We start from the raw sequence: 12,488 nt of genomic DNA on the forward strand, positions 1-12,488 counted from the left end.
CGGCGCGCGCCCCACGCTGAAGAAGCGGCCCTGCGGGGCCGCTTTCGCTTGGGCACGCGCTCAGAGCACGGGCTCAGAGTGCCTGCACCAGCGCGACGTACTCGGACACCGGCACCTCCTCGGCGCGCCGCTGCACGTCGAAGGTTCCGGCGAAGCCGCGCTGCTCCAGCCAGCGCCCGAGCGTGTGGCGCAGCAGCTTGCGGCGCTGCGAGAAGGCCACCGTCACCATTTCCGACAGCAGCGCCTCGTCCAGCGCCGGCGGCGTCGCCAGCGGCACCATGCGCACCACCGCCGAATCGACGCGCGGCGGCGGGTCGAAGGCCTCGGGCGGCACGTCCAGCCGCGTATCGATCGCATAGCGCCACTGCAGCATCACCGACAGCCGGCCGAAATCCTTGCCGCCGGGGCCCGCCGCCATGCGGTCGACGACCTCCTTCTGCAGCATGAAGTGCTGGTCGCGCACGCGATCGGCCCAGCGCAGCAGGTGGAAGAGGATCGGCGTCGAGATGTTGTACGGCAGGTTGCCGATCAGCCGCAGCCGCTGGCCGGCGGCATCGGCCAATGCGCCGATGTCCACCGTCAGCACGTCGGCCTCGATCACGGTGACGCCTTGCCGCTGGCGCCAGCGCGCCGCGAGGTCGCGGTCGAGCTCGATCACCGTCAGCGCACCGCAGCGCTCGAGCACCGGCTGTGTCAGCGCCCCGAGACCGGGACCGATCTCGACCAGCGGCTCGCCGGGTTTGGGCGCGATCTCGCGCACGATGGCGTCGATCAGCGCCTCGTCGACCAGGAAATGCTGGCCGAAGCGCTTGCGCGGGATGTGCGCCCGCAACGAGGCACGCTGGTTCAACGCGGGTCTTCCCAAGCGGCCGCCGCGGAACCGGCTCTGCCGGGCCGCTGGGGGCGCCCCCTTGAGGGGGAGGCGACGAAGTCGCTACGGGGGTGGGCCATCATCACTGCGGAGGCTCGCGCATCTCGATGTATGCGCGCAGCCGCAGGTCCTTGGTCCAGTCGAGGTAGGCCTGCTCGAAGCGCTGCTCGCGCAGCATGTTGCGAGCCTGTTCGCGCACCTGCTTCGGGTCGACCGCGACGTCGCGGCGGCCGACCACCTGGATCAGGTGCACCCCGAAGCGGGACACCACCGGCGCCGACAGTCCGTTCACCGGCAGCTTGTTCATCGTTTCCTCGAACTCGGGCACGAAGCTGCCGGGCGAGGTCCAGCCGAGGTCGCCGCCGTTGGGCGCGCTGCCGTCCTCGGACAGCTCCTTCGCGACATCCTCGAACTTGCGCTCGCCGCGCTCGATCTGCCGGCGCAACTGCTCCAGCCGGTTGGCGACCGCCTGCTGCGACGAGCGGTCCGACACCCGCATCAGGATGTGGCGCGCATTCGTCTGCGTCACCTTGAACGCGTCGCCCTCGCTGCGCTCGATGAGCTTGAGCAGGTGGAAGCCGGCGCCGCTGCGCACCGGCTGCGCCGTGACCTGGCCCGCCGACAGTCCCTTGACCGCGTCGACGAACAGGTCCGGCAGGCGCTTGGCCGAACGCTTGCCGATCACGCCGCCGTTGGTACGGTTGCCGTCCTCGGACAGCTCGCGCGCGACCTTGCCGAAATCCTCGCCGGCGCGGATGCGCGCGGCGGCCTGCTCGATGCGCGCGCGGCGCTCGGCCACCACCGCTTCGCTGGCGCCATCGGGCACGGTGACGAGGACCTGTGCGATGTTCAGCTCGACGTCCGCCGCCGCTTCGCTGCGCTGCTGCTCGACGACGCGGTCGATGTCGGCGTCGGAAATGCGGATGCGGGCAGTGACCTCGCGCTCGCGCACGCGCTCGACCAGCATCTGGTCGCGCAGGTTGTTGCGGAAGCGCGTGTAGTCCATGCCCTCGGCGCGGATGCGCTCGCGCAGCTGCGTCGGGTTCAGCTGGTTCTGCGACGCGACGTTGGCCACCGCGCGCTCGAGCTCCTGGTCGTCGATCTTCGGGCCGTTCTCGCGCGCGTAAGTGCTCTGCACGCGTTCGTCGATCAGCGCGTCCAGCACCTGCTGGCGCAGCTGGTCGTCGGGCGGCAGGCGGGCATTGCTGCGCTGCGCATCAGCCCGGGTGCGCGCCAGGCGCTGCTCGAGCTCGAAGGCGGTGACGAGCTCGGAATTGATCACCGCGACGATGTAGTCGCCGTTGCGCGAAGCGCCGGATGCGGCGCTGCGGGCGCCTTGCGCCTGCGCCGGCAGCAGCGCCGCCGCGAGGGCCAGCATGAGCGTCGCGCGGGCACCGGCTCGGAGAAGGGAGTGAAGCTGGTTCATGGATGGGGGCCGCTGTGAGGCCGCGGTGTGTGGCCGCTTAGGGGCCGCTCTGCGCGGAGATCGGAGGGGGCACGCCGTGCGGATCGCGCAGCAGGCGGTAGCCGGGGATATTGTCCTTCAACACCTGCAACGCGTTGGAGCCCAGGCGGGACAGACCGACGAGTTCGAGTTGCAACGACAGTTGCGTGGTCGCGCGGTTGCTGGCGGTCGACTGGCGCTCGGCAACGAGGCGGCCGATCCAGCAGCCGGCGTCGTACTCCACGCCGACGATCGAGCCGGTGACGCGGCTGTCCTGCAGGCTGTAGTTGACCCGGCCGACGGCATACAGCGTGCCGCCGCAGCCGCCGGACGCGCCGACCGGCCTGGCCTGGCCGCGGTAGACCGGCCATTGCCAGCCGATCGCCAGCTGTTCGGACAGCCCGCGCGTCAGCAGGTAGTTCGCGCTGATCGTGCGGAACGGGCCCGGCTGGTACAGCACGGTGGCGTTCGAGCGCACGGTGCGCCGGGTGTCGGGGTTGTATTCGAGCGCCGCGTCGAAGGTCCAGTTCGGCAGCAGCGAGGTCGCACCGTCGAGCAGCACGTTGGAGACGCGCCGGGTCAGCGGCTGGCCGGCCGGCGGCACCGTGACACGCTGGTCGCGGAACAGCAGCCGCTGCGCGAGGCCCAGGCGCAGCAGCTCGGCGCCGCTGGCCGCGTGCACCAGCCGCGTGACCACGCCGGCGGTGAGCTGGTGGGCATCGGCGACGCGGTCGATGCCGGAGAAGGTCTTGTCGTCGAACAGCGTGACGAGGTTGAAGTCGCGGTCGGCCGAGTCGAAGTTCGGCAGGCGGCTCTGGTCGCGGTAGGGCGTGTTCGAGTACAGCAGGCGCGGCTCCAGCGTCTGGCGCATCGGCTGGCCGAACCAGCGGCTGGGCCGCTCGAAGATCATGCCGCCCTCGGCGCTGTAGGTCGGGATCACGCGGCTGGCATGCGTGCGGCCGTCGCTCATCGCCTGGTCGGTCGCGTAGCTGGCGGCATTGACCGTGACCTTCGGCGTCAGCCACCAGCCGGCAGTGCCGAAGCGGCGGCTCAGCTGGCCCAGCGCGTGCGCGCGCCAGCCGGTGAGCTCGTCGTCGCGCACGCCGCCGACTTCCGGCCGCGTGAAGCGGTTGAGCTCGGTCTCCAGCACGCCGTAGATCCGCCCCGGCAGCGCCGGTTCGAGCTTCAGGCCCATCTGCGGGCTGCGCTGGTACGGCGCGATGATGCCGGCCGTCGGGTCCTTGGCGGTCAGCACCTGCCAGTGCAGCAGGCGGGTGTAGGCCAGGCCGGGCCCGATCGGCGTCTCGAAGCGGCGCTCGGCCGAGAAGTCCATCGGCAGCAGGCGCGGCGTGAAGCTGCGAATCTGCTTCGGGAAGTCCTCCCAGTACGCGTCGTCGGAGACGCGGAACAGAAACGCCTTGTAGCGCCAGTCGCGGCGCTCGCCGTCGTGCTCGAAGGTCCACGCATGGCGCGAACGTTCGGCAACGCGGTCGCGCGGCAGGAGGTCCAGGTGCAGCAGCCCGCGATCGTGCGGCTCGAGGTAGCGGAACTGCGCCGAGCCGGCGGCGCCGCGCCGCGTCAGGATGGTCGGCGTGAAGGTCGCGTCGCGGTTCGGCGCGATGTTCCAGTAGTACGGCACGCCGAACTCGAAGCCGCTGCGGCTGGACAGGCCGATGTCCGGCGGCAGCCAGCCGGTCTTGCGGTCGTCGCTGAGCGGGAAGCTCAGGATCGGCGCACCGAGGATCGGCACGCCGAGGAAGCGCAGCACCGCGTCTTCGGCGATGCCTTCGTTGGCATCCATGTCGAGCCGGATGCGGCTGGTCGTCAGCAGCCAGTCGGGGTCCTGCGAACCGTCGCGCGGGCAGCTGGAATAGACCGCGTTGCTCAGCCGCGAGCGCGACGAGTCGATGAAGTCGACGCGGTCGGCGCGGCCACCCGAGCCGAGTTGCGTGAACTCGAACTCCGGCTGCAGGAAGAAGCCCTCGAAACGCTGCACCTTCAGTTGCAGCTCGGGGCCGCGGTAGATGCTGCCCTCGCGCTCGATGCGCACGCCGCCGCGCGCGATCGCGAGGTCCTCCGGGCTGTCGTAGGTCAGCCGGTCGGCGCGGATGAAGGTGCCGGCGCGGCGGAACTGCACGTCGCCCTCGGCGATCGCGTCGAGGTCCGGCCGCGCGCGCAGCACGTCGGCCTGCAGGATCACCGGGCGCTGGCGGACCTGGTCGCCGCGCGGCGGGGGCGCCAGGGAGGTCGACGGCTTCAGCGCCAGCGGTTCGGACGCGGCCGGCGCCGGGGCGGAGGCGGCTGCCGCCGGAGCGGGTGTCTGCGCCTGCGCGCCGGCGCCGAGCGCCAGCACGGCCAGCGGCACGGCCTGCAGGCTCAGGCGACGGCGGCGGCGCAACGGGGGACGGGCACGAGCGGGCAAGGCGATCCGGGCTGGCGCGACATGCGCGCCACGGCGCGCGACCAATGAAATGCGCGCCACGGCGCGCGTCGGGAACTCAGCAAACGGCGGGCGTCGGGGGTGGTCCCGGCGCGGCCCGGCGCGGCCGATTCGTAGAATCGATCGATTATCCACGAGCGCTCCCGGCGCCTGAGCCCGGCCTCGCATGTCTGCTTCCCCTGCCCCCATCGTCTGGCCCAGCGCCGACCGCGAAGCCGCCTTCCTGCGCTGGATCACGCCGCTGTGCGCCGAGCACCGGCTCGAGCTCGCGAGCCTCGAACCGGCGTCGGCCGACGCCAGCTTCCGCCGCTACTTCCGCCTGCACGGCGCCAACGGCTCGCTGATCGTGATGGACGCGCCACCGCCGCAGGAAGACGTGCGGCCCTTCGTCGACATCGCCGGCCGCATCGGCCGCGCCGGCCTGCATGCGCCGGCGGTGCTGGCCTGCGATGCCGAGGCCGGCTTCCTGCTGCTGTCGGACCTCGGCCGCACGCTCTACCTCGACGAAGTGCAGCGCGACGACGGCGCCGCCGCCGACCGGCTGATGCGCGAGGCGATCGGCGCGTTGGTGCAGTTCCAGCAGCGCGTCGACGCCACCGGCCTGCCGGGCTACGACGAGGCACTGCTGCAGCGCGAGATGGCGCTGTTCCCCGACTGGTGCGTCGAGCGCGAATACGGCCTGACCTGGACCGACGCGCAGCGCGCGCAGTGGACCCGGATCACGGATCTGCTGGTGAAGAGCGCGCTGGCGCAGCCGACGGTCGCGGTGCACCGCGACTGGATGCCGCGCAACCTGATGGTCACCGCGCCGAATCCCGGCATCCTCGACTTCCAGGACGCGGTACGCGGGCCGATCACCTACGACATCGCCTCGCTGCTGCGCGACGCCTTCCTGTCCTGGGACGAGGAGCGCGAGATCGACTGGGCGGTGCGCTGGTGGCAGCAGGCGCGCGCGGCGGGCCTCTTCGGCGATCACCCGATGGGCGACGACTTCGGCGAATGCTGGCGCGCGCTGGAGTGGATGGGCTTGCAGCGGCACCTGAAGGTGCTGGGCATCTTCTGCCGCCTGAAGCACCGCGACGGCAAGCCGCGCTACAGCGCCGACCTCGGCCGCTTCTTCGCCTACGCCACGCGTGTCGCGCTGCGCTACTCGGAGCTGAAGCCGCTGGTGCGGCTGATCGAGCCGATGACCGGGCCGCTGACGGCCACCGGCTTCACGCTGCGCTGACGGTGCCGGCTTCCGGCTGACGCGGCGGCTCGCCGGCGGCCTTCGCGGCCGCGCAGCCGCTGTACGCACGCGTCTCGCAGCCGGCGGCGGCCAGCCAGGGGTCGCGGTCCTCGCCGCCGAAGACGCCGAGCAGGAAGTCGAGGAAGGCGCGCGTGCGCGCCGGCACGTGCTTGCGCGTCGGCATCGCCGCCCACAGGGTCATCGAGAACAGCCCCCATTCGGGCAGCACGCGTTCGAGCGCGTGTTCCAGCAGCGCGTCCTCGATCAGGAAGGACGGCAGCCCGGCGATGCCCAGGCCGTGCAGGGCCGCGGCGTACATCGTGTCGGTGTGCGAGGTCGAGAGCACCGGCCGCTGCGGCACCAGCGTGACCATTTCGCCGGCCGGTTCGTCGTCGCCCCAGTGGCCGCGGTGGAAGTCGATGCCGCGTTGCAGCTCGGAGATCGGCGGCAGCAGCGTGTCGTGCTGCGCCAGCTCGCTCGGGTGCAGCGGGCGGCCGCGGCGGTCCAGGTACTCAGGCGAGGCGCACAGGATCACCTCGGTGCGCGCGAGGCGGCGCGCGACGAAGTCGCCGCCGGCCAGCGGCCGGCGCGCGCTGAACAGCGTCAGGTCGAAGGCTTCGTCGAGCGTCTCGACCGGCCCCGGCGAATGCAGCTCGACGGTGACCTGCGGGTACTTGTGGTGGAAGCGCGGCAGGTGCTTCGCGAGCTGGTGCACCGCCAGCGCCGGCGGCACCAGCACGCGCAGGTGGCCGCGCGGATCGCTGGTCGCCGCGCCGGCCAGCGCCTCGGCTTCCTCGATCTCGCCGAGGATGCGCCGGGTGCGCTCGAGGAAGGCGTCGCCGACCTCGGTCAGCGCGATGCGCCGCGTCGTGCGGTTCAGCAGGCGCGCGCCGAGGTGGGCCTCGAGCTCGGCCACCAGCCGCGTCACCACCGCGGGCGCCACGTCCAGCGCCCGCGCCGCCGCGGCGAAGCCGCCTTCGTCGATCACGCGGGCGAACACCCGCATCGCCTTGAGTTGGTCCATCGATGCGCTCCGAGCAGCGGTGGGACAGGCCACGATTATTCGTCGATCGGCAATGGCCTGTTGAGCATCTCGGCATTTATTCGCAATACGCGAATGCCTAGAGTTCATCCCAGGCCGAACCCCGTCGCCATCGAGTGAAGGCCGTCACTCGCTGCCAGCGCAGTGCGCACTCGTCGCGACAGGGTCCGATTTCTAGAGTTCAGCCAGGCCGATGCATGCCGCACGGCCCCGGCCTCACCCCTCAGGAGTCTTGTCATGCAAACCCGTTCCCTGCTGATCGCCGCCGCCGTCGCCTTCGCTTCCGGTGCCGCGCTGGCCGACGATCCCACCATCGACACCACGCCCTTCCAATCGACGATGACGCGCGCCCAGGTCAAGGCCGATGTCCAGGTCGCCCATGCGCTGCATCAGCTGCAGCCGGCCGGCGAGCGCGATGCCGCGCCGTCGGTGGTGCCGACCTACGCCGTGGCGCGTTCGGCCGTCAAGGCCGAGGTGCTGGCCGCGCGCGCCGCCGGCACGCTGCTGCCGGCGGGCGAGGTGTTCGACGGCACGACCCGTGGCCGCGCCGTGCAGCGCGCCGTCGACTCGTCCAACGTCGCGCGCCGCTGATCGGCGCGCCGCTGTCGCGCGCGCACCCGACGCGCATCAGGGGCGCGGCAGGGGCGCGGCAGGGGCGCGTCAGGGGTGCGCCGCGATGACCTGCGCGACCGCGGCGGTCAGCCGCTTGCCGTAGGGCACGTGCAGGAACTCGTTCGGGCCGTGGGCATTGCTCCTCGGCCCGAGCACGCCGCAGACCATCATCTGCGCCTGCGGGAAGCCCTGCTGCAGCATGCCCATCAGCGGGATCGTGCCGCCCTGGCCGATGTAGCCGACCGGCGCGCCGTAGTGCGCGTTCGACGCGGCGTTCAGCGCGTTCTCCAGCCACGGCGCCAGCGACGGCGCGTTCCAGCCGCTAGCGCCCAGCGCACCGGCGCGGCCGTCCGGATGGAAGGTGACCTTCGCGTTGTACGGCGCGTTGTCCTCCAGCAGCGCCTTCAGCTTCATCGACGCCTCGTGGCCGTCGACCAGCGGCGGCAGCCGCAGCGACAGCTTGAAGGCCGAGTACGGCCGCAGCACGTTGCCGGCATTGCCGAGCTCGGGAAAACCTTCGACGCCGACCACCGACAGCGTCGGCCGCCAGGTGCGGTTCAGCAGCGCCTCGACCGGATCGGTGGTCGTCGGCAGCGCGCTCGCGCCGTCGGCGCCGCAGGCCCACGGGAAACGCTTCCAGACCTCGTCGCCCAGCGTCGCGGCCGCGCCGCGCGCCTGCTCGACGCGGTCGGCCGGCACGGCGCAGTGGAAGCTGTCGGGCAGCAGGCGGCCGGTCTTGCTGTCCTCCAGCCGGTCCAGCACCTGGCGCAGGATGCGGAAGCTCGACGGCACGACGCCGCTGGCGTCGCCCGAGTGGATGCCTTCGGTCAGGATCTCGACCTTCAGCACGCCCGACACCAGGCCGCGCAGGCTGGTGGTCAGCCACAGCTGGTCGTAGTTGCCGGCACCGGAGTCGAGGCAGACGACGAGGCTCACGTTGCCCAGGCGCGGGCGCAGCGCATCGAGGTAGGCCGGCAGGTCGAAGGAGCCGCTTTCTTCGCAGCTCTCGATCAGGCCGACGATGCGCGGGCGCGGCAGGCCCTGTGCGTCGAGCGCCTCGATCGCCGTCACCGCGGCGTACACCGCGTAGCCGTCGTCGGCGCCGCCGCGGCCGTAGAGCAGGCCGTTCTCGTACTTCGGCGTCCACGGCCCGAGGTCGTTGCGCCAGCCGTTGAACTCGGGCTGCTTGTCGAGGTGGCCGTACATCACCACCGTGTCGGTCGAGCCCGCCTTCGTCGCCGGCACCTCGAAGTAGATGACCGGCGTGCGGCCCTCCAGGCGCACGACCTCGAGCTTCAGCCCGGCGACCTTGCGGCTCTCGACCCACGCGGCCGCGTCGCGCACCACCTTGTCGAGGTAGCCGTGCGACTGCCAGTCCTTGTCGAACATCGGGCTCTTGGCGGGCACGCCGATGTACTCGGTCAGCGCGGGAACGATGGCTTCGTCCCAGCGGCGGTCGGCGAAGGTGCCGAGCGCGGTGGCTTCGTCGGGCTGCAGCGGCAGCAGCGGGTCGCGGGCGTTCATGGTGCTTGTGGCTCCACGGGCAGCACCGGCTGCCCTCAGGGGATGGATCGCGGAGTTTAGGCCTGCGCGCCCGCCCGTGGGCGCCGCAGGTCCATGCCCTTCAGGCGTTCAGCGCGCGCATTCGCTTCAGGCGTTCAGCGCGGGCATTCGTTTCAGGCGCTCAGCGCGCCGTGCGGCACCAGCCAGCGCGACAGCTCGCCCAGCACTTCGCGCTGCTCGGGCTCGTTGAAGATCTCGTGCGAGAAGCCGTCGTAGCGCTTGCTGTGCACGACGCCGCGCGGTGCGGCGGCCGCGAAGGCATCGCTGCCGCGCGGCGCGACGCAGCGGTCGGCGCCGGCATAGAGCAGCGCGGTCGGCAGCGTCCAGGCGCCGGCGCGCTGGCGCACCAGCTCGCCGCCGTCGACGATGAAGCGCGCCAGCCGCGGCGTGATGCGGTCGTGCACCAGCGGATCGTCGACATAGGCCTTCACGACCGCCGGATCGCGCGACACCCAGGCCGGGTTCAGGCCGTTGTTCACCGCGAGGTTCGGCGCCAGCGGCCCGAGCACGGCGAGCAGCGCCTTCTGGGCCACGTTCATGCCGGGATCCAGCGCCGGCGACGACATCACCAGCGCATCCACCAGCCGCCACCACGCCGCCGGCTGCGCCGCCAGGCCCTCGGCGACGAAGCGGCCGACGATCAGCCCGCCCAGGCTGTGGCCCAGCAGCACCAGCGGCCCCGGGTGCGCCGCCTTCACCGCATCGATCACCCGCGCGAGGTCGTCGAGCAGGCTGTCGGCATGCGCCAGCGCGCCGCGCGCGCCGCCGGAGCGGCCGTGGCCGCGGTGGTCGTAGCCGACCACGTTCCAGGCGTTGGCATTGAGGTGGGACGCGACATGCGCATAGCGCCCGGCATGTTCGCCGAGTCCGTGCACGATCAGCACGGTGCCGCGCGCGGGTGCGCCGCCATCCAGCGGCCAGTGACTGAGGTGCAGCGGAAGGCCGTCGGCGGTTTGCAGGGTGGAGGAGTGCATGGGAGCCGGAGTGTAGGCAGCCGGACGCCTCGCCCCGGCCCGGACGCACCGGCGACCTCGACAAGGCTTGGCGCGCGGCGCCGCTGCCTCTACGCTGCGGCGCATGCGACTCAAGCACATCGAGGTCTTCAACGCGATCATGCTGACCGGCAGCGCCAGCGCCGCCGCGCGGCTGCTGCATGTCTCCCAGCCGGCGGTCACGCAGACGCTGCAGCACGCCGAGCTGCAACTGGGCTATGCCCTCTTCACCCGCCAGCGCAACCGGCTGGTGGCCACCAGCGAAGCGCAGGCGCTGTACCCCGAAGTGCAGCGACTGATGTCGCAGCTCGAATCGGTGCGCCGGCTCGCGCTGGCCCTGAGGCAGGGCGAAGGCGCGCAGCTGCGCATCCTGATCGTGCCTTCGCTCGCCGTGCATGCGCTGCCGGCGGCGCTGCAAAGATTCCGCAAGAAGCATCCCGAGCTGCCGGTGTCCATCCAGACGCTGCACACGCGCGAGATCGTTCGATCGATTGCGCTGCAGGAAGGCGACGTCGGCATCGTCTACGGCAGCCTGCCGCACCCGGCGCTGCACGAGGAAGTGGTGGCCACCGGCCGACTGGTGTGCGTGGCGCCGGTGAGCACGCCGCGCGCCGACCGCCGCCAGACCGTCGCGCTGGAAGAGCTGCTGCGCGCGCCCTTCATCCGCATCGACGAACGCGACCCGCTCGGCGCGGCGCTCGCCGACCAGTGGTCGCGCTTGGGGTTGGCGCCGCGCGCCGGCATCACCGTGCAGACCCACCACATCGCGATGCTGCTGGCCGAGCAGGGCTTCGGCCCGGCGATCATCGACTCGTTCACCGCGCGCTCCAGCACCAGCGACCGCTTGCACGTGCGCACGCTGCTGCCCGAGGTGCCGGTCGAGGTGCGGGCGCTGCTGCCGCAGGGCCAGCGCTCGACGCGGCCGGTGGCCGACTTCCTGGCGGCGTTCAAGGCGGTGACGGCGGACGGATGAGCCGGGCCGCCGCCCGCGCCGGCGCTACGCCGCCTGGGCCGCGAAGGTGAACGGGCGGTCGTCGATCCGCTTCGCTCGGCCGCTCATTTCATCCGCTATCAAGGCCGCCGACCCGCAGGCCAGCGTCAGCCCCAGCGCGCCATGGCCGGCGTTGAGCCACAGCCCGGGCCAGCGCGTCGCGCCGACCAGCGGGCGGCCGCCGGGTGTCGCCGGACGCAAGCCGGCCCAGGGCTGCGGATCGTCGAAGCGGCAGGCGCCGGGAAAAGTCGCGCGCACCGCATCGCACAGCGCGGCGATGCGGCGCGGGTCGATGCGCCGGTCGGCCCCGCAGAGCTCGGCGAAGCCGGCAATCCGCAGCTGCGGCCCCAGCCGCGCGTAGACCAGCTTGCGCGCGCTGTCGGTGACGCTGGCACGCGGCGCGGCCGCGTCGTTGACCACCGGCAGCGTCACGCTGTAGCCGCGGATCGGCTCGATCGGCGGCGTCCAGCCCAGCGGCTGCAGCAGGCTGGCGCAGGCCGGCCCGGCGGCCAGCACGAAGGCATCGGCCTCCAGCGTGCGGCCTTCCAGCCGCAGCGCGGCGATGCGGCCGCCGCGCTGCTCGAAGGCGAAGGCCGGCGCGCCGAAGTGGCGGGCCGCGCCGCTGGCCTCGACCAGCGCCTGCGCCAGCAGCGAGGTGTCGATGACCTCCTCGTCGGCCGTCCACACGCCGAAGGCGATGTCGCCGCCGCCCGCCCCGGCACTCGCACCCAGCGCCGGTTCCAGCGCCCGGCACTCGTCGGCGTCGACGATGCGCTGCACGCAGCCGAGCCGGCGCTGGAAGCCGATCTGGCGCTCGACCGCTGCGCGGGACGCGGCGTCGCGGTAGAGCACCAGCTTGCCCGGCTGCGCATGCAGGCAGCGCGCCGCCATCCCGGGCTGCTCGGCGAGCCAGCGGTGCAGGGTCGTGCGGCTCAGGCCCGACAGCGCGAGCAGCGCCGCCGTCGTGCGATGCACCTCGCGCCAGCGGCAGGCGGCGACGAACGCGGCGAGCCAGCGCAGGTGCGCGGCTTCGGGCCGTGGCCGCCAGCGCAGCGGGCTGTCGTCCGACAGCAGCCAGCCGGGCAGCGCACGCAGCGCATCGGGTGTGGCCAGCGGCTCGACATAGCTGTAGCTCAGCTGCGCACCGTTGGCCCGGCTCTCGCCGAGACCCGGTGCCGGCTGCGCATCGACCAGCGAGACCTGCCAGCCGTCGCGCGCCAGCGCGTAGGCCGTCGCCGCACCGACGATGCCGGCACCGACGATGCAGACATGCCGGCCGCCGCCGGAGGAGGGAGAAGCGGCCAT

General features: G+C 72.4%; 10 protein-coding genes. 3 read left to right on the top strand and 7 right to left on the bottom strand.

The window, feature by feature from the left end; all coding sequences use genetic code 11:
- Positions 1-73: 73 nt before the first annotated feature.
- The 3 genes from rsmA to P1K89_RS19270 form a co-directional block, all read right to left on the bottom strand.
- A complete protein-coding gene (rsmA, locus tag P1K89_RS19260; RefSeq protein WP_284618119.1) occupies positions 74-850 on the bottom strand; it encodes a 16S rRNA (adenine(1518)-N(6)/adenine(1519)-N(6))-dimethyltransferase RsmA in 777 nt (258 codons plus the stop codon).
- 103 nt (positions 851-953) lie between these two features.
- Positions 954-2,249 (bottom strand): peptidylprolyl isomerase, encoded by a 1,296-nt coding sequence (locus tag P1K89_RS19265; RefSeq protein ID WP_501040106.1) that lies wholly within the window; start codon positions 2,247-2,249, stop codon positions 954-956.
- Positions 2,250-2,334: 85 nt separating this feature from the next.
- A complete protein-coding gene (locus P1K89_RS19270) occupies positions 2,335-4,713 on the bottom strand; it encodes an LPS-assembly protein LptD (protein ID WP_284618121.1) in 2,379 nt (792 codons plus the stop codon).
- 208 nt (positions 4,714-4,921) lie between these two features.
- Between P1K89_RS19270 and P1K89_RS19275 the strand changes: the two genes are divergently transcribed.
- The gene (locus P1K89_RS19275) at positions 4,922-5,983 is read left to right on the top strand and encodes an aminoglycoside phosphotransferase family protein (protein WP_284618122.1); all 1,062 of its coding nucleotides are present in this window, start codon (positions 4,922-4,924) and stop codon (positions 5,981-5,983) included.
- On the opposite strand, the gene P1K89_RS19280 is transcribed toward P1K89_RS19275, so the two are convergent.
- A complete protein-coding gene (locus tag P1K89_RS19280; protein ID WP_284618123.1) occupies positions 5,970-7,007 on the bottom strand; it encodes a LysR family transcriptional regulator in 1,038 nt (345 codons plus the stop codon). The genes P1K89_RS19275 and P1K89_RS19280 overlap by 14 nt on opposite strands.
- Before the next feature lie 255 nt (positions 7,008-7,262).
- On the opposite strand from P1K89_RS19280, the gene P1K89_RS19285 reads away from it, so the two are divergent.
- Positions 7,263-7,616, top strand: coding sequence for a DUF4148 domain-containing protein (locus P1K89_RS19285; protein ID WP_284618124.1), 354 nt, complete (start codon positions 7,263-7,265; stop codon positions 7,614-7,616).
- Positions 7,617-7,685: 69 nt separating this feature from the next.
- Here P1K89_RS19285 and P1K89_RS19290 read toward each other — a convergent pair whose 3' ends face one another.
- Positions 7,686-9,161, bottom strand: coding sequence for a M20 family metallopeptidase (locus tag P1K89_RS19290; RefSeq protein WP_284618125.1), 1,476 nt, complete (start codon positions 9,159-9,161; stop codon positions 7,686-7,688).
- Between the two features lie 152 nt (positions 9,162-9,313).
- The gene (locus P1K89_RS19295) at positions 9,314-10,174 is read right to left on the bottom strand and encodes an alpha/beta hydrolase (protein ID WP_284618126.1); all 861 of its coding nucleotides are present in this window, start codon (positions 10,172-10,174) and stop codon (positions 9,314-9,316) included.
- Between the two features lie 103 nt (positions 10,175-10,277).
- Here P1K89_RS19295 and P1K89_RS19300 point away from each other — a divergent pair, with 103 nt between their 5' ends.
- Positions 10,278-11,165, top strand: a complete 888-nt coding sequence (locus tag P1K89_RS19300; RefSeq protein ID WP_284618127.1) for a LysR family transcriptional regulator — start codon at positions 10,278-10,280, stop codon at positions 11,163-11,165.
- 24 nt (positions 11,166-11,189) lie between these two features.
- Here P1K89_RS19300 and P1K89_RS19305 read toward each other — a convergent pair whose 3' ends face one another.
- Positions 11,190-12,488 (bottom strand): FAD-dependent oxidoreductase, encoded by a 1,299-nt coding sequence (locus P1K89_RS19305; protein ID WP_284618128.1) that lies wholly within the window; start codon positions 12,486-12,488, stop codon positions 11,190-11,192.

It is taken from the genome of Aquabacterium humicola, assembly GCF_030167915.1.
Taxonomy (GTDB): Bacteria; Pseudomonadota; Gammaproteobacteria; order Burkholderiales; family Burkholderiaceae_C; genus Pseudaquabacterium; species Pseudaquabacterium humicola.